A 17,480-nucleotide genomic window follows, 5' to 3' on the forward strand; every position below is an offset into this window, starting at 1 on the left:
AGTAAGTACACCGACTCTTTTGGTTATGGCGATGCCGCTCGATGGAGGCAATGATCGTGCCGGGGGGAAGCCACGCCGGGCGACGACTCGCAGGGCCCGGTTGTCTCTTCGCTCGCCTGAGCCTCCACGAGAGAACACAGGAGCGGTGAATGTCCGGAGACCTTGTCAACCATGCCTGGCGCACGTCGACGCCGGCTCGCGGCGAAGGTGGAGGCGACGCGTCGGCAGCAGAACGAGAACGTCCGAGCGGTGACCCGGGGCGGGCGCTGCGGCACCTCGCCGCCGCCGGTGACCGCACGGCGGCGCACCTGTGGCTCGCCACCCAACCCGACCTGCTCGCCGCGGATCCCGACGACACCGACGTCCCGGTCGCCCAGATCTGGCGCACCGCGCTGCGGCACCACCTCGCCGGGGAACCACACCTGGCGACAGCCCTCCTGGCGACCGCGCCGATCGGCGCGACCGGGCCGCACGCCGTGCAGACGTACTGCCACGCCGCGGTGCACCACCTGCTCGACGACGACATCGAGCGGGCCAGCGCCGACGTCGAGGAGGCGGCGCGCGCCGCCCACGCGTGCGGCGTACCGACCGCCCACCAGGCGTACACCCGGGTGGTCGTCCTGCTCGCCGCCGCCACCGGCGACGCGGCGGCGACCCTCGGGCGGGCGGAGGCGACCGACGGGCTCCGCCGTGCCGACGCCAGCCTGTTCCGGCTGATGGTCCACCTGGACCTGGCCAGCCACCTGCTGCGGGCCGGCGACGCCGGCGACGCGCTGCGACAGGCCGAGGCGGCCGTGCGGCTGACCGAGGTGACGGGTGACTCCGGCTACGAGCCGTACGCGCTGACCCTGGCCGCCGTGGCGAAGTGCCAGCTCGGCCGGTTGGAGGAGGCGCTGGCCGACGGCGCCGCAGGGCTTCGCCTGCGGGAGTTGGCCGGGGTGACCGCCGACGAGGCGTTCTCGCTGGCCGCCCTCGGGATGGTGCACCGCCGCCGGCGGGAGCCACGCCAGGCCCGGCAGGCGTTGGAGGGCGCCCTGAGCGCGCTGGCCACGTCCGCAGTGCGTCCCGCGTCGCCGGCCTGGGTGCTCGCCGAGCTGGCGCGGATCCGCGCCGCCGACGACCTGACCGCCGCGCAGGACCTCGCCGATCGGGCGGTCACCGTGGCCCGGGAGTCCGAACGGCCGTACGCCCTGCTGGCCCGCGGGTGGGTGGCGCTGCTGCGCGGCGACACCGCCGCCGCCCACTTCGACGCCGCCGAGGCCCGCACCGGCGCGACCGTGGGTCGGCGACGCGCCACCCTCATCGAGGCGCTTCAGCTCACCGTGCTCGCGGCGGACGATCCGCGCGCGTCCGCCGGGCTGCTCGACGACGCCGCGGCGCTCTGCCGGGAGCTGGGCGATCCGGCCGAGGAGGCGACCGTCCGGCTGATCGCCGCCCGGTTGCAGGGACGCCAGGCCCGTCGCGGCGCCGAGGGCGCCGAGCAGAAGCTGCGCCGCTGCGGGGTACGCCTCGACCCGGGCGTCGCCGACGGGCTCACCGCGATCACGCTGCGGGTTCCGGCGGTGGTCATCCACACCCTGGGCGACTTCCGGGTGTTCCGGGCCGGCACCGTCGTCCCGTACGGCGAGTGGCAGTCCAAGAAGGCCCGGGACCTGCTGAAGATCCTCGTCGCGCACCGGGGCCGCGCCGTGCCCCGGGCCCGGCTGATGGAGCTGCTCTGGCCGGACGAGTCGCCGTCGCGCACCGCGAACCGGCTGTCCGTGCTGCTGTCCACGCTGCGTCGGGTGCTCGGCACCGGGCACCGCACCAGCGGTCGGGGCGCGGTGCTGGCCGACCGGGGTTCGGTGGCGGTCGACCTCGACGTGATCGACGTGGACGTCGAGACGTTCCTCACCGCGGCCGAGGAGGCGCAGGTCGCCCTGCGGGCCGGGCACCCCGACACGGTCCGCGCGCTGATCCGCGCCGACGAGTTGTACGGCGGGGACTTCCTCGCCGACGACCCGTACGAGGACTGGGCCCAGCCGCTGCGGGAGGAGGCGCAGGTCGCCCACACCAGCGTGCTGCGGGCCCTGGCCCAGCACACTGCGGACACCGATCAGAAGCTCGTCTACCTGATGCGGCTGGTGCACCGCGACCCGTACGACGAGGACGCCCACCTGGAGTTGGTGCAGGTGCTCCGCGCGGCCGGGCGGCACGGTGAGGCGCAACGCCGCTACCGCACGTACGTCGAGCGGATGCGGGAGTTGGGCATCGCGCCGGCCGGCGGCCCGACGACCGGCGGTGACACCGGCCCCGCGGGGCAGCACGCGGGCGCGGCGGCCGGGCCGGGGGCGCGGGTGGCCCGGTGGCGGACGCCGGCCGCCCAGCCCCCGTGGACGGCGGAGGTGGACGCGGGCCACCGTCCGGCCGGTGTGCCGGCGCAGCGGACGTCGAAGAGGCTCATCCAGCATCCGGCCTGACCGGTGGACGCCGGACCGCCCGGTGAGCGCCACAGCAGCTCACCGGACGGTCCCGGCCACCGGATGCGGGATCAGTGGCGGGGCTGGTAGCTCTTCGGCAGGCGCATGCCGCGCTCGGCCATGATGGCCCGCACGCGGTTGGGGTAGTTGGTGATGATCCCGTCGACTCCCATGTCCATCAGCGCGGACACGGTGGCCGGGTCGTCGCAGGTCCACGGGATGACCTTCAGACCACGGGCGTGCGCCTCGGCGATCATCGTCGCGTCGGGGTAGAAGCGGAAGTTCGGGTCGGCGATGGTGCCGTTCTGCGGGAATCCGTAGTTCGGCGACAGAGCGGTGACGCCGGGGATGGCGGCGGCCGCCTTCACGAAGTCGCCGTCGTAGTCGTCGGCGTCGATCCCGCCCAGCCAGGGGGACGCGCCGGGCTTGCCGACCTGGAGGAAGTCGTAGTTCGTCAGCGCCACCAGCGGCCACTTCGGCGCGAGCCGGTGCATCACCGTGAGCGCGCCCCAGTCGAACGACTGGATGGTGACCTGCTTCTCGATGCCGGAGGCGCGGATCTCCTCGAAGACGCGCCGGACGAACAGCTCCCGGGGCGCGGTCTGCTCGGGCGCTCCCGCCTCGACCTTCGTCTCGATGTTGAGGGTGACCTGCTTCGCGTTGTAGCTCTTGACGAGGTCGAGGACGTCCTTCAACTCGACCATGCGGAAGCCCTTGACCTGCTCCTGCTCGGGAAAGCCCGGGAGCTGCTGGTAGCCGCAGTCCATGGTCTTGACCTGGGCGAGGGTGAGGTCCTTGAGGTACTTGCCGACGTACGGGTACATCGGGTCACCGGGCGTGACCGGAGCGGTGTCGGCGCACTTCTGCGCGCTGACCTGGCGGTCGTGGTTGACGACGACCTTCTGGTCCTTGGTGATCTGGGTGTCCATCTCCAGGGTGGTGACACCGAGGCGCAGGGCCTTGGCGAAGCCCTCCAGCGACTCCTCGGTGGTCATGCCGATGCCACCGCGGTGCGCCTGGAGGTCGAAGTGGGTCTTCTGGGGGAGCAGCGCGGTGGCACTGTCGACGGTCGACGCGTGCGCGGCCACCGGAACGGCGAGCGCGGGCAGGACGACGAGGCCCGCCAGAATGTGACGCAGGGACATGGTGCGAAAACCTCAGCTCTTCAGGTGCAGATGCCCTGGTCACGCTAGGCGGGAGACGATCGGCGACGATGACCTCGCCGCGAGCGGGACGTGAACGCTCGCCGAACCTCAGAAGCACCTGCCGCCCGCCGACGGTCACCGGGGTGATGCGGTGACCGTCGGCGAACTCCCCTAACCGCCGAGGGTGACGTGCAGGACGCGTTCGTTGCTGTTGTTCGGAATGCTGTCCTTGTCGCCCGTGGTCGTGGTGGTCAGCCACAACCCGCCGTCCGGGGCGGGCTCCACCGTGCGCAGCCGACCGTAGGTGCCGCTGAAGTACGTCTGCACGTTGGTCAGGCTGCTGCCGCTGATCACACCCCGGTACATCCGCGTACCACGGGCGCAGGCGACGTAGAGGGCGTCACGCACGATCGCGATACCCGAGCAGGAACCCTCGGCCGTCGGGTACGTGCGCACCGGCGCGATGTAACCCGCCGTGCCACACGTGCCGCTCGTGCCCTCACACGCCGGCCAGCCGTAGTTCCCGCCCTTGGTGATCAGGTTCGTCTCATCCATGACCGAGTTGCCGAACTCCTGCTCCCACAGCCGACCCTGCGAGTCGAACGCCAACCCCTGCGGATTGCGGTGACCGTAACTCCACACGTAGTTGCCGAACGGGTTGTCCGACGGCACCGTCCCATCCGGGTTCAACCGCAGGACCTTGCCCTCCAGAGCGGCACGATCCTGCGCGTACGCCCCGTTCTGCGCATCCCCCGTGCTGGCGTACAACTTGCCGTCCGGACCGAACCGCAACCGGCCACCGTTGTGGTACTTGTTCCGCCGGATCCCACTGACCAGGACCTGCTCACCGGACGTGGTCAACCGACCGTTCTCCAGCTTGATCCGCACGATCCGGTTGTCACTCGGCGACGTGTGCATGATGTACAGCCACCGGTCACTGGCGAAGCTCGACGAGACCGCCAGGCCCAGCAGGCCACCCTCACCGTCGGTGCTCTGCACGTTCGGCACGGTCCCGACGGTGGTCTTCGCCCCCGTGGCCGGGTCGAGCTGGACGATGTCGTGCGCGTCGCGGCGGTTGTAGAGGACGGTCCCGTCCGGCAGCGTCACCAGACCCCACGGGACGTCGGTGTCGGTGGTGACCTGCCGCACCGTGCACACCGGGTTGGCGCAGGCGCCGCCGGTGCTCACCGCGACGGAGGCGCTGCGTGCCGAGGCGTTGTCCTGCCCGTCGCGGGCCACCACCTGGTACTGGTAGGTGGTGTTCGCGGCCAGGCCGCTGTCGGTGAAGGTGGTCACCGGCGGAGCGCCCGTGACGGCGCCGATCTTCACGCCGCCCCGGTAGACGTCGTACGCCCGGACTCCGACGTTGTCGGTGGACGCGGTCCAGCGCAGCGTCACGGTGGTCCCCGAGGCGGTGCCGGTGAGCTGCGTCGGCGTGCTCGGCGGCACGGTGTCGGCCTGACAGGGCGGCGGGGTGATCGTGACGGTGGAACTGGCCTGCGACACGTTCCCGGCGGCGTCCCGCGCGTTGACGTACAGCCCCCAGGTCGCGCCGGGTACGACGGTGAGGTTGGCGGACAGCGTGCTTCCGCTCACCGAGGTCATGAGCTGACCGTCGTGGTAGATGTCGTAGAACGCCACCGCGACGTTGTCGGTGGAGGCGTTCCAGGCGAACGTCACCGAGTTGCAGGTCTGTCCGCTCACCCGTGCGTTGCCAGGCGGTGTGGGTGGCTGGCTGTCGGCGCTGCCGAACGACGACGTCCAGCGCTGGTTGGCCTGCCCGTTGCAGGTCCAGAGACCGACGGTCGTGCTGTTGGCGGTGCCGCCACCCGTCACGTCGAGGCAGAGTCCCGACTGGACGCCGACGATGGTCCCGTTGGTGTTGATCCGCCAGCGCTGGTTGGCGCCGCCGGTGCAGCCGTAGATCTGCACGGCGGCCGGCGCGGTGGTGTCCTGTCCGACGACGTCCAGGCACATCGTCGCGTCGTACACCCGCAACTCGCCGGCCGCGGTGAGGGTCCACGCCTGGTTGGCCTGTCCACCACAGTCATAGATATTGATCCCGGTGCCGGCGGTCCGCCCGCCGCCCACCACGTCCAGGCAGCGGCCGGACGCCGCGCTGACGATTGTCGACGGGCCGGCCGCCGACGCCGGCACGCCGAGCGTCACGGCCACCAGCACTGCCACGGTCATCGGCGGCAGGAGCCGTCGTGGTCTGAGCCGCGCGAAAACGCTCATCCGTCCTCCAAGGTCGGGGCATCGACCGGCCCGACCCGACGCCGGGCGACCCAGCGCGCCCGACCAGACCGACGAGAAAGCAACATCGACCATCAAAGATGGAATCCCGGCACATGTCAACGATCCAGCTCGATCGAGGACATACCGCGTCAACAAGGCCCGGCTCTCCTCGGATCGGCATTCATGCGGCGCAATGGTGTAGCGGACCGGTGGCGATGTGTAGTGGCGGGTGGCGTGGCGCGGCGGCCCAGCAACCGCCGCGCCACCAGCGCCTGTCGGCGCCGAGCCGGACCGCCCGGTCCGCCGCTCCGGGCGGCCCCGCAGCGCAGTCTCCACACGGCCGGGCGGGCCTCCCGGCGGGTGGATTCCTGCGCGCACCGACGTCGTGCGACGCGATGGTGTCGGCCGGCCCGCCCCGCCATCGGCGGCCGGCGCGCGGGTCGCCGTAAACGACCCTGATCGACACTCATCGAGGTCCGTCGGTGGCGAAAGTATTGGTACGGGCGAAGCGCGATGTCAACGTTTCTCGGAAACTTTGCGAAAGGTCAGACGGCATACGCGGGGCAGGCCAATAGTCGTCCGCACTGGTCCCTGGCACCGGCCAGGCGATTGAACTCACAACCGGCAGTAGAGAGCATGGTCGAGAGACCAGATCGACACCGATAGTTCCGATGAATTTCCGGACCGCCGCTGTCGACGCTCGATCCTCGGCGGCCGGCGCGCCGGCGGGACGGGCGTCGTCGCAGGCGGATCAGCACTGCTCCGCGCCGGGATGACCGACCCGAGACGATCCCCCAGCGCTCCCGGAGGACTTCCGGAACTTATTGACGGCCTCGAATTTGCGCTGCAATACTCCGATCCACTGCGATCGATGCGACTCGGTGTCCTGCGGTCGCCGTCGATCTCCCCACCCACCACCCACACGTCCGGACCGTGCTCTCCTTCCACACCGGGGCGGGACCGGGCCGGTAGAAGGGGCACAGATGAGCACTGTCTCCGCTGGCACGCTCGTACGGTCCAGGCCACTACGGGCGGCGCTGTCCATCCTCGTCACCGCCGTCGCGGCGTGCGGCGTCGTCGTCGTGGCCACCGCCACCCCGTCGAACGCCGCCACCTGCAACGGCTACGTGGGCCTCACCTTCGACGACGGTCCGACCGGCAGCACCAGCGCTCTGCTGAACGTGCTGCGCGCCAACGGCGTACGGGCCACCATGTTCAACGTCGGGCAGAACGTGCAGAACAACCGGTCGGCGGCGCAGGCGCAGGTGTCCGCCGGCATGTGGGTCGGTAACCACAGCTGGAACCACGCCCACATGACGTCGATGAGTCAGTCCCAGATGCAGTCCGACCTGTCCCAGACGAGTTCGGCGATCCAGTCGGCGACCGGCGTCCGACCCCAGTTGTTCCGGCCCCCGTACGGAGAGACCAACTCCACCCTCCAGTCGGTGGCCTCCTCGCTCGGGATGCGGCAGGTGATCTGGGACGTCGACTCCCAGGACTGGAACGGCGCCAGCGTCAGCCAGATCGTGTCGAACGCCAGTCGTCTCCAGGCCGGTCAGGTCATCCTCATGCACGACGGCATCCAGAACACCCGGGACGCCATCGGTCAGATCATGGCCAACCTGACCAGCCGCAACCTCTGCCCGGGCATGATCTCGCCGTCCACCGGACGGGCGGTCGCGCCCGACGGCGCGACCCCGCCGCCGAGCGGCACCACGCCGCCTCCCGGCGCGACGACCCCACCGCCCAGCGGCGGATCCTGCACCGCCACCGCGTCGACCACGAACGTGTGGGGCGACCGGTACAACACCTCGGTGACGGTCAGCGGCAGCAACACCTGGACCGTGGTCGTCGCCCTCACCTCGCCGCAGCGGGTCTCCACCGTCTGGAACGGCAACGCCACCTGGGACAGCAGCGGCACGGTGATGACCGTGCGGTCCAACGGCAGCGGCAACACCTTCGGCTTCACCACGATGTTCAACGGCAACAGCAGCGCCCGGCCACAGATCCGCTCCTGTAGCGCCGGCTGACACCCCGGCCGGGTCCCGCGTAGCGCGCACGGCAGCGCCACGCGGGACCCGCGTGTTCGCCCGTTGTCACCTTGTGCGGGTTTGTTAGTGACGGGGTAGGGTGGGTTTCGGGTCAAGACATGTGCCCTCCAGTGGTCGACCGCGCGACGAGACGAGTCGCGGACGGCGAACCAACCCTTTGACGGGTGGAGGTGTCATGTGATTGGTCAGCGTCCCCCGCTTCGGCCCGAGCCGTACGAGTTCCGCTCCCCACAGGGGATCGAGCCTCGCACGCCCCTGATGTCCCTGGTGCTGCGGGACGACGGCCCGACCTTGTCGATCGCGGTGGCCGGCGAGATCGACATGAGCAACGCCCACCTGCTCACCGAGCTGGTGGGTTCACTCTGCGCCCTTCCCGCTCCGCTGATCACGGTGGATCTGTCGGAGGTCCGCTTCTTCGGCGCCCGCGGCGTGAGCGCACTGCTGCGGGCCCGTGAGCTGGCCGTGTCGGCGGGAGGTCAGCTGACGCTGCGCGATCCCTCTCCGTTCGTGCTGCGCGTCCTCGCCGTCTGCCGGGTGCTGCGACATCTGGGGCTCGACGTCCCGTCGTCCCCGGCCACTCCCTCACTCAACGCCCTGGTTCCGCGACCGGCACATCCCGGACGGCCCAGGCGCGGATGCGGGGCGGTCGAGGCGATCTGAGCGCCGTCGTTTTCGACGCGTTCACACGGGTACGGACAGGTTTCCCCCCGAAAGGACAGGTATGTTCAATCCACTGGATCACAAGGGTCTGCCGCTGGAGAGTCAGCTCCGCAACTGGCGGGAGCTGAACGTCGATCCGATCGATCCCGAGGCGGTAGACCCGTACACCCGTTGCCGGATCATCACGATGAACGGCATCGAGGTCGAGGCGATCAACTTTCAGCACCAGTTCGCGCGCAACTGCCCGGATCAGGAGGTCCGCCGGCAGCTCGCCTACGTCCGGTATGTGGAGAGCCAGCAGCAGCGGGTGGTGAACTGGCTACTGCCCGGCGCCGCGAGCGTCCTGGAGACCACGCTCGGCTACGAGCAGGTCGCCGTCGACCTCACCGCCTGGGTCGCTCGGCACGAACCCGACACCTACCTGAAGCAGGCGTACGAGTTCGGTGTGCTGGAGGACTTCGACCACCTCTACCGCTACGCCAACCTCTACGAGATGGTCGAGCGCCGCAAGGCGGAGAAGATCGTCGACGGCCTCACCGAGGTCATGCCGGGGCGGCCGACAATCGTCGAGCACCGGCACCCCTTCGACGAGGTCCGCACCCCGTACGACCGCAACTCCGTCGACCCGCGCTCCAAACTGCACGCGCTGACGATCCTCTCGGCCGAGCAGCAGGTGATGTTCTACTACATGAACGTCGGCCCGCAGTACATGGAACCGATCGCACGCCAGCTCTACCAGGAGATCAGCCTGATCGAGCAGGAGCACGTCACCCACTACGAGTCGCTGTTGGACCCGGGCGAGAACTGGTGGGAGCGGCTGCTCACGCACGAGTACAACGAGTGCTGGCTCTACTACTCCTTCCTGCAGCAGGAGAGCGACCCCCGCATCAAGGCGATCTGGGAGCTGCATCTGCAGATGGAGCTGGCCCACCTCCAGCAGGCCGCCGACCTGCTGCGCCGCCACGACGGCCGGGAGCCCGAGGAGATCGTCGGCAGCGCCGGCCTGCCCGAACCGCTGACGTTCGAGCCCAACAAGGACTACCTGCGCCACCTGCTGGCCACCCAGATCGACCTCACCAAACTCGGCGAGGGCTACGTCCGTGACGCCCACGAGCGCTTCGAGTGGATGCAGCAGCAACTGCACGACGGCCAGCAGCCACCGAGCGAGCAGGTAATCGACATGCACCGCGAACGCTTCGGCGACGAGTACCGCATCGAGACCGAGGGACCGCACCCGGTCGAGGCGCTGCGCGACCAGGGAGGCAGCCATGCCTGACACCGGCACCCCGGCCACCCCCGGGCCCGAGGAGGACGTGGTCGACCTGCTCCTCGCTCAGCACGCCCAGGTCGAGCAGCTCTTCCTGCTGGTCATCGGCGGCACCGGCGACACCCGGCGGGACGCCTTCGACGACCTGGTCAGGCTCCTCGCCGCCCACGAGACCGCCGAGGAGGAGGTCATCCACCCCCTCGCCCGGACGCTGCCCGGCGGGGGCGGCGACGCAATGGTCGACGACAGGCTCGACGAGGAGCGACAGGCCAAGCAGACGCTCAAGACGTTGATCGACGGCGGGGTGGACGCCGACGGCTTCGACACCGGCATCATCCTGCTGCGCGACGCTGTGCTCACCCACGCCCGATACGAGGAACGCTACGAATTTCCCCAGCTGCGCCAGCACGTCCCGGCCGACCGGCTGCGCAGCCTCGCCACCGCCGTACGCGCCGCGCAGACCACGGCACCCACTCGACCGCATCCGAGTGCCCAGTCGGCCACGGGCACCATCGCGGCCGGGCCGGCGCTGGCGGTCATCGACCGGGTCCGCGACGCGTTCCGCAAGCCGTCGGACAGTTGATTCGGCGGGATGATCGCTGAGGGCCGTCCGTGTCCGGGCGGCCCCTCAGCGTCAGCGACCCCGCGCACCCCCACGCCCAGGATCGGTGCGCCCACCCGCGTCACCTCGAACCGCCTTCGCGACCAGGGCCTCCGCGACCTCGCGGACCTTCAGGTTGCTGTCTTGCGAGACCTTCGACAGCAGCGCGAACGCCTCCTCGGGCGAGCATCGCCGCTCGCCCATGATGATCCCCTTGGCCTGCTCGATCACGGCCCGGCTGCGCATCGCCTGCCGCATCTGCTCGGCCATCGTGGCCGCGTTGTCGAACAGGTGCGCGTTGGCGATCGCCACCGCGGCGTACGATGCGAAGCGCTCCGCGACGACGATCGCCGCCGGGTCGAAGGCGTTGGCCGAACCGCCGTAGACGTTGAGCGCACCCACCACCGATTCCTGGATCGGCAGCCCGATGGACACGGAGCTTCCCACGCCGGCGGCGTGGGCTCGCCTCGCCCAGGCAGGCCACCGCTGCTCGGCGGACAGGTCGGGCAGGGACAGGGTGTCGCCGCTGGTGGAGGCATCGAGGCAGGGGCCGCGGCCCAGCTCGTACTGCCAGCCGTCGAGGTCATGGGCCAGTTCCGAGGTGAACGCCGCCGTCCTCCCGGCGCTGCCGCTCAGCAGGGTCACCGACACGTGCCGGGCCGGGGTGACAGCCTGGCGGGCCAGCCCGGCGACCCGGCCCAGCATGTCGTCGAGGCTGGTCTCGTCGAGTCTGATCCGACCCAGCTCGGCCAGTGTGTCGGGGGCATCCATGGCAGTCCCCTACCCGGCGTGTCAGCAGCTCACACCCGGGGTGCGGGACGACGGTCAGTCAGCGACGACGAGGGCCTGCGGAGCCGCCTGCTTCATCCGGGTACGCAGCCACGTGAGCTGAATCGCCGTCTCGCCTTCGCACTCCCGTACCGTCTCGATCAGGTCGTGGTCCCGGAGCCCACGGGCGGCCTGGCCCACGACGGTCCAGGTGATGTCGCACTCGGCGGCCATCAGGTAGAGATCCTGCAGGTCGCGGAGGAGGCCGAGACCGCCGGTGCGGGTGCCGCGGAACAGCTCCGAGTGCAGCCGGTCCGGTTCGGCGGGCGCTTCCTCGGCGTAGCGGTCGGCGAACGGCCGCAGCCGTTCGGCGTGCCCGTCGCAGCGCTCGGCCTGCCGTTGGCAGAGGTACCGGATATCGGGCTCGTCCGAGTGGGCCTCCGCCACCTGCCGGAACGCGTCGGCGAGGTTCGTCTGCGCCCGGTGCAGCAGGCCGAGGTAGTGGGCGAGGTGCACGGTTCACTCCTTCCGGCTGGTGGCCTGGGCCGTCGGTCCGCCGACGGTCGGCGGAACCTGGATCCCCGGGGCCGGTTGGCTGCCGCCGACCGTGGGAGCCGGCGAGGGCGTGTCTCCGCCGTCGGCGAGTTTGCGCACCGCCACCGCCGCGACCTTGAACAGCGGCTGCTTCGAGACCGGGTCCCAGGCGGTGATCGTCAGCTCGTTCGCGGCGCGGGGTGTCCGCTCGGACGGATCCTGGTCGAAGTAGCCGTAGTGGAACGGCAGGAAGACCACGCCGGGGCGGATCCCGCAGAGCCGCGCCCGCGCGTGGACCGCGCCACGCGCGCCCTCGACGGCCACCAGGTCACCCTCGCCGATGCCGAACCGGTCGGCGTCGGCCGGATTCAGCTCGACCCACACGTCGGGTGCGGCGCGATCGAGCTGTGGCGCGCGGCCGGTCTTGGTGCGGGTGTGGAACTGGTAGACGGTACGCCCGGTGCCCAACAGCAGCGGGTGCTCCTCGTCGGGCACCTCGGGCGACGACTGGTAGTCGACGGCGTGCAGGAACGCTCGTCCGCCCGGCTCCTGGGCCCGGTACTCGGCCTCGGTGAACTCGGCCCCGGTGGCCAGGTCCTGGCCGTACGTCTCGCAGTAGTCCGGGTCGGTGTTGAACCGTCCGTCGGCGTAGAGCCGTTCGGTGCCGTCGGGGTGTTCGTCCGTGCAGGGCCACTGGATGCCGGAGCCGCCGCGCAGCCGCTCGTAGGTGATGCCGGTGTAGTCGCAAGGCCGGCCCCGGGAGCACTCCTGCCACGCCGCGAACGCCTCCTGCGGGGTGGTCCACCCGATCAGCGGCGCGCCGTCGCGGTCGCGGAAGTCCATCCGGCGGGCGTAGTCCAGGAAGATGTCGAGGTCCGCGCGGGCCTCGCCCGGCGGATCGACCGCCTTCTCCGAGAGGTGCACCGTACGGTCCACATTGGTGAAGGTGCCGGTCTTCTCACCCCAGGTGGCGGCGGGCAGCACCACGTCGGCCAGCTCGGCGGTCTCGGTGCGGAACAGGTCCTGGACCACCACGAACAGTCCCGGCTGTGCCAGGATGCGTCGGATGCGCGCCAGGTCGGGCAGCGATACGGCCGGGTTGGTGGCGCTGATCCACAGCAGCCTGATCGAACCCTGCTCGGCGTACCGGAAGATCTGCATGGCGTGCGTCGGCGGCGCCCAGTGCGGAATGGTGTCGACTTCGACATTCCACAGCCGCGCCAGCTCGGCCACGTGCTGCTCGTTGTCCCAGTTGCGCAGGCCCGGAAGGTCGCCGTCGGCACCGGCCTCGCGGGTGTTCTGAGCCGTCGGCTGGCCGTTCATCTGGTAGATCCCCGCGCCGGCGCGGCCGATCATGCCGCGGACGAGGTGCAGGTTGTTGACCGCGCACGCGGCGGCGGTGGCCTGGTTTGACTGGTAGAAGCCCTGCAGGACGGTCGACAGCAGCCGCTGGGACGCGCCGAGCAGCTCGGCGGCCCGCTCCACGTCGGCCGCCGGGACATCGCAGATGTCGGCCACCCGACGAGGTGGGTAGCCGTCGACGATCCGGCACAGGTCGGCGAAGCCGAGCGTGTGCGCGTCGACGTAGTCGGAGTCGTACCATCCGCGCCGGATGATCTCGCGGAGCAACCCGTTCACGAGGGCGACGTTCGTGCCGTTGCGGACGGCGAGGTGCACGTCCGCCTCCCGCGCGACCGGGGTGGCGCGGGGGTCGACGGCGAGCATCACGGGCGGGTTCGGCCCGTGCCGCCGGTCCAGCATCCGCATCCAGAGCACCGTCTGGGTCTCGGCGACGTTGTGCCCCCACAGCGCGATCGCGTCGCAGTGGTCCACGTCGGTGTACGAGCCGGGCTGCCCGTCCGTGCCGAAGCTGGCCTTCAACGCCGCAGCGGCCGTCGCCGTGCACAACCGGGTGTTGCCGTCCATGTGCGGGGTGCCGAGGCCGGCCTTGCCGAGCACGCCGAGGGTGTAGTACTCCTCCAGGAACAACTGCCCGCTGGTGTAGAAGCCGAACCGACCCCAGCCGCCGGGCTCGCGCAGCAACTCCTTGGAGCGGTCGACGATCCGGCCCATCGCCGTGTCCCAGTCCGCCTCGACCAGGCGGTCGCCGTCGCGGACCAGTGGCCGGGTCAGCCGGTCGGCGCTGTGGTTGGCCTGCCAGCCGTACAGGTCCTTCGGGTCGAGCCGCCCGTGGTTGACCCGGTCGGTCGCCCGGCCGCGCACCCCCACGATCCGGTCGCCGCGCACGGCGATGTCCATGGCGTCACCGTTGGAGTGCAGCACCGAGGCCGACTGGACCCACCGGTCGACGTCGTCGTCGGTCAGGTCACCGTCGAGAAACCGGTCGACCCGCACGGGCCACCGCTCGCCCGGCCCGTAGGGGGTCCGTTCACCCCACGGATCCGCGATCCGGTCCACCATGTGGTCCTCCCTCTCGTTCCGGACGAACCCGGTGTCACCCCTGACGTGTCCGGTTAACCCGGCCGGAGGGGGTCGAAACGACGCGGTGGTGATTCGGGCGCGACGCCACCACCCTTTTTCGCTCCGGATCACCCGCACGAACGGCACCGGCAGCGCTACCTGGGTGCGTACGGGCACCTGTCGTCGTCCGCGCGGGGGACCTCGGATACGTGACGTGCACCCGAGGCGTGATCTCGTCCTGACCGCGGCTCGCCCCGATCCGGGAAGTGGCGGGAACCACAGGGGCCGATGTCGCGACTACCAGACATGTCGCTGACCGAACTGTCCGGCACGCCGACGCCGGAGGACTCCACGTCGGCGGGACCCTCCACCCCGCCGACCCGGCGTGCCTCGCCGTTCGGGGCGCTGCTGGTCCGCCTGCACTTCTACGCCGGTATCCTCGTCGCGCCGTTCCTGGTCGTCGCCGCGCTGACCGGGCTCGCCTACACGGTCGCGCCGCAACTGGATGCCGCGCTCTACGGCGACCAGTTGACCGTGGGCGCGCGCGGCGACCGTCCGCTCCCCCTCGCCGACCAGATCGCCGCCGCCCGCACCGCGCACCCCGGCGGCAGCATCGCCACCGTCCAGCCCGGGGACGGTGACCGGACCACCCGGGTGGCGTTCGCCCTCCCGGAACTCGGCGAGAAGGTACACACCGTCTACGTCGACCCGTACACCGCCGAGGTCCGGGGTCAGCTGACCACCTGGTTCGGCTCCACGCCGGCCACCACCTGGCTGGACGACCTGCACCGCAACCTGCACCTGGGTGCAGTCGGCCGGCACTACTCGGAGCTGGCGGCGAGTTGGCTGTGGGTGCTCGCCCTCGGCGGCCTGGTCCTGTGGTGGCGACGACGGGGCGCCGCCCGGTCCGCCGCGCGGCACCTGTTCGTACCGAACCTGTCCACCGCCAGGGGCGTCCGCCGCACCCGGGGCTGGCACGCCACGACCGGCGTCTGGCTGGTCGTCGGCCTGTTGTTCCTCTCGGTGACCGGTCTGACCTGGTCCCGCTACGCCGGAGCCAACTTCGGCGCCGGCCTCGACGCCCTCGACGCGCGCTCCCCCGAGATCTCCACCAGCCTCACCGCCGCTGCGGCCGAGACCGGCGGGGGCCACCACCACGGCGACGCCCCGGCGGACGGGGTCGTCGACCCGGCGGCCTTCGACCGGGTCCTGGCCGCCGCCCGTACGGCGGGTCTCTCCGGTCCGGTCGAGATGACCCCGGCCCAGGGGTCGGGTACCGCGTGGACCGTCACGCAGATCGACAACACCTGGCCGGTCGCGAAGGACCGGGTCGCCGTCGACCCCGCCGGGGGCACGGTCACCGCCCGCAGCGACTTCGCCGACTGGCCCCTGCTGGCGAAACTGAGCGGTCTCGGCACCCAGGCCCACATGGGCGTGCTCTTCGGCCCGGTCAACCAGATCCTGCTCGCCGCGCTCGCCCTCGGGCTGCTCTGCGTCGTCGTCTGGGGTTACCGGATGTGGTGGCAGCGCCGGCCGACCCGAGCCGACCGCCGCGCGCCCGTGGGCGCCCCGCCGGCCCGTGGGGGCGTACGTCGGCTGCCACTCTGGGCGCTGCTCATCGGCGTGCCGGTGCTCGTGGCGGTGGCTTGGGCCGTACCCCTGTTCGGCCTCAGCCTGCTCACCTTCCTGGTTGTCGACGTCGCCGCGGGCGTGGTCTCGCGACGTCGGCGTCCCGGCGGCATGCCCGTCTCTCCGGCGCCGGCCGGGAGCTGACCCGTCCCGGGAGCCTTCAGCCCTCGATGTCGTGGCCGCTCGGCGGCAGGGCCGCCAGGCTGCCGCGCAGCGCGGTCCTGAAGTCGTCGTACCGGTCGGGGCCGAGCGCGTCGGAGAGCTGCTGCTCGATTGCGGCCACGAAGCCGTCGGACGCCGCCATGAGCCGGAGCCCCCGCTCGGTCGGCACGATCAGCTTCGCCCGGCGGTCGGCCGGGTCCGGCGCACGCCGCACGTAGCCCAGCCGCTCCAACTCGTCGAGGATCGCCCCCATCGTCTGCTTGTTCCGCCCGGCCAGTCGCGCCAGCTCGCCCGGGCGCGTCCCCTCCGGGTCCAGGTAGGCGAGGACGGCGCCGTGGCGGGGTCGCACGTCGTCGAAGCCCTCCTCGGCGGCGCGCGTGAAGATCTCCCGCTGGACGCGCCCGGAGAGCTGCACGGCCAGGATGCCGAGATCGGGATCCTGCTCCTTACGTGTGCTGCGCTTCATATTTTGGTCCAATCATTGGACGGTACAAGTTTTGGACTATAGCGTCTCACCGGTGAACAGCGGGCCCGACCGGGTCCGCGTGAATCCGAAAGGACGACCATGACCATTCTGATCACCGGAGCGACCGGCACGGTCTCCCGGGAGGTGCTGCGCGAACTCGCCGGCAGCGAGCAGGTACGGGCGCTCGTGCGGGACCCGTCACGAGCGCCCGCGCTCGACGGCGTCGAGTACGTCGTCGGCGACCTGGACCGCCCCTCGACGTTGACGCCGGCGTTCGAGGGCGTACACACCCTGTGGCTGCTCACGCCGATGGGTCCGATCGCGCCCAGCCAGAGCATGAACGCGGTCTGGGCCGCGCGACAGGCCGGCGTGCAGCACATCGTCCGGCTCTCCGCGATCGGCGCCGCGCACGACGCCCCGACCCGCAACGGCCGTCTGCACGCCCTGTCCGACGCCGAGGTACAGGCGTCCGGCATCCCCTGGACGATCCTGCGACCGAGTCACTTCATGCAGAACCTGCTCGGGTCGCTGGCCGGTGAGCAGATCCACGGACTCTTCGGCGCAGCGCGGGTCGGCCTCGTCGACGCGCGGGACATCGCCGCCGTCGGGGCCGCGATCCTCGCCGCGCCGAAGCCGCACGAAGGCATGATCTACACGCCCACCGGCCCGGAGAGCATCACGTTGGACCAGGCGGCGCAGGACATCGGCCGGACGATCGCCCGCCCGGTGCGGTACGTCCCGCAGAGCCCCGAGCAGACGCGTGACGGGCTCCTCGCGGCCGGCCTGGACGAGTGGTCGGCGGAGGTCCTCACCGAGTACCGGGTCGCCTACGGCAACGGTTGGGGCGACTTCACCAACGACCACGTCGCCCGGGTGACCGGCCGACCGCCACGAACCTTCGCCGAGTTCGCGCACGATTACCGCGAGCGGTTCGCGACGGCCTGAGCGCCGGCACGGCGCAGCCGCCACGCCCACGCGATGCGCTCTTCGGTGACCGCGCCGGAGAGCGCATCGGCGGTGGCCGACGCGTCGGTGTCGCGCGAAGCACATCATCAGTCCGGCGATTTGTCCGGTTCGGC

General features: G+C 71.1%; 13 protein-coding genes. 7 read left to right on the top strand and 6 right to left on the bottom strand.

Features of this window, described 5'->3' with window-relative positions; translation table 11 throughout:
- Nucleotides 1-149 precede the first annotated feature (149 nt).
- Nucleotides 150-2,459 (top strand): BTAD domain-containing putative transcriptional regulator, encoded by a 2,310-nt coding sequence (locus ACTFTM_RS19390; RefSeq protein WP_449561888.1) that lies wholly within the window; start codon nt 150-152, stop codon nt 2,457-2,459.
- Between the two features lie 71 nt (nt 2,460-2,530).
- Here the strand turns inward: ACTFTM_RS19390 and ACTFTM_RS19395 are convergent, their stop codons facing one another.
- Together ACTFTM_RS19395 and ACTFTM_RS19400 are read right to left on the bottom strand one after the other, a co-directional pair.
- Entirely contained in the window at nt 2,531-3,604 is a 1,074-nt protein-coding gene (locus ACTFTM_RS19395; protein WP_449561889.1) for a glycerophosphodiester phosphodiesterase family protein, read from the bottom strand.
- A 171-nt stretch (nt 3,605-3,775) separates the two neighbouring features.
- Nucleotides 3,776-5,842 (bottom strand): PQQ-dependent sugar dehydrogenase, encoded by a 2,067-nt coding sequence (locus tag ACTFTM_RS19400; protein ID WP_449561890.1) that lies wholly within the window; start codon nt 5,840-5,842, stop codon nt 3,776-3,778.
- Nucleotides 5,843-6,825: 983 nt separating this feature from the next.
- Between ACTFTM_RS19400 and ACTFTM_RS19405 the strand changes: the two genes are divergently transcribed.
- The 4 genes from ACTFTM_RS19405 to ACTFTM_RS19420 all read left to right on the top strand — a co-directional run bounded on the left by ACTFTM_RS19405 (nt 6,826) and on the right by ACTFTM_RS19420 (nt 10,403).
- Nucleotides 6,826-7,872: a polysaccharide deacetylase family protein gene (locus ACTFTM_RS19405; RefSeq protein WP_449561891.1), complete on the top strand. Its 1,047-nt coding sequence runs from the start codon at nt 6,826-6,828 to the stop codon at nt 7,870-7,872.
- Between the two features lie 279 nt (nt 7,873-8,151).
- Nucleotides 8,152-8,553 carry an STAS domain-containing protein gene (locus ACTFTM_RS19410; RefSeq protein ID WP_449561892.1) on the top strand — a complete coding sequence of 134 codons (402 nt, stop codon included), beginning with the start codon at nt 8,152-8,154 and terminating at the stop codon, nt 8,551-8,553.
- Between the two features lie 61 nt (nt 8,554-8,614).
- Entirely contained in the window at nt 8,615-9,829 is a 1,215-nt protein-coding gene (locus tag ACTFTM_RS19415; RefSeq protein ID WP_449561893.1) for a hypothetical protein, read from the top strand.
- Complete coding sequence (locus tag ACTFTM_RS19420) at nt 9,822-10,403, top strand: hemerythrin domain-containing protein (protein ID WP_449561894.1); 582 nt, start codon at nt 9,822-9,824, stop codon at nt 10,401-10,403. The genes ACTFTM_RS19415 and ACTFTM_RS19420 overlap by 8 nt, the downstream gene beginning before the upstream one ends.
- Nucleotides 10,404-10,454: 51 nt before the next feature.
- Here ACTFTM_RS19420 and ACTFTM_RS19425 read toward each other — a convergent pair whose 3' ends face one another.
- Genes ACTFTM_RS19425 through ACTFTM_RS19435 form a run of 3 tightly spaced genes read right to left on the bottom strand, consistent with a single transcriptional unit; the run spans nt 10,455 to nt 14,144 of the window.
- Nucleotides 10,455-11,192, bottom strand: a complete 738-nt coding sequence (locus tag ACTFTM_RS19425) for an ANTAR domain-containing protein (protein ID WP_449561895.1) — start codon at nt 11,190-11,192, stop codon at nt 10,455-10,457.
- A 54-nt stretch (nt 11,193-11,246) separates the two neighbouring features.
- Nucleotides 11,247-11,705: a hypothetical protein gene (locus ACTFTM_RS19430; RefSeq protein ID WP_449561896.1), complete on the bottom strand. Its 459-nt coding sequence runs from the start codon at nt 11,703-11,705 to the stop codon at nt 11,247-11,249.
- Nucleotides 11,706-11,708: 3 nt separating this feature from the next.
- Entirely contained in the window at nt 11,709-14,144 is a 2,436-nt protein-coding gene (locus ACTFTM_RS19435) for a molybdopterin oxidoreductase family protein (RefSeq protein ID WP_449561897.1), read from the bottom strand.
- Nucleotides 14,145-14,450: 306 nt separating this feature from the next.
- Between ACTFTM_RS19435 and ACTFTM_RS19440 the strand changes: the two genes are divergently transcribed.
- The gene (locus ACTFTM_RS19440; protein WP_449561898.1) at nt 14,451-15,917 is read left to right on the top strand and encodes a PepSY-associated TM helix domain-containing protein; all 1,467 of its coding nucleotides are present in this window, start codon (nt 14,451-14,453) and stop codon (nt 15,915-15,917) included.
- Nucleotides 15,918-15,933: 16 nt separating this feature from the next.
- Here the strand turns inward: ACTFTM_RS19440 and ACTFTM_RS19445 are convergent, their stop codons facing one another.
- The gene (locus tag ACTFTM_RS19445; RefSeq protein WP_449561899.1) at nt 15,934-16,401 is read right to left on the bottom strand and encodes a MarR family winged helix-turn-helix transcriptional regulator; all 468 of its coding nucleotides are present in this window, start codon (nt 16,399-16,401) and stop codon (nt 15,934-15,936) included.
- A gap of 99 nt (nt 16,402-16,500) precedes the next feature.
- On the opposite strand from ACTFTM_RS19445, the gene ACTFTM_RS19450 reads away from it, so the two are divergent.
- The gene (locus tag ACTFTM_RS19450) at nt 16,501-17,346 is read left to right on the top strand and encodes an SDR family oxidoreductase (protein ID WP_449561900.1); all 846 of its coding nucleotides are present in this window, start codon (nt 16,501-16,503) and stop codon (nt 17,344-17,346) included.
- Nucleotides 17,347-17,480 lie beyond the last annotated feature (134 nt).

It is taken from the genome of Micromonospora sp. RB23, assembly GCF_053585025.1.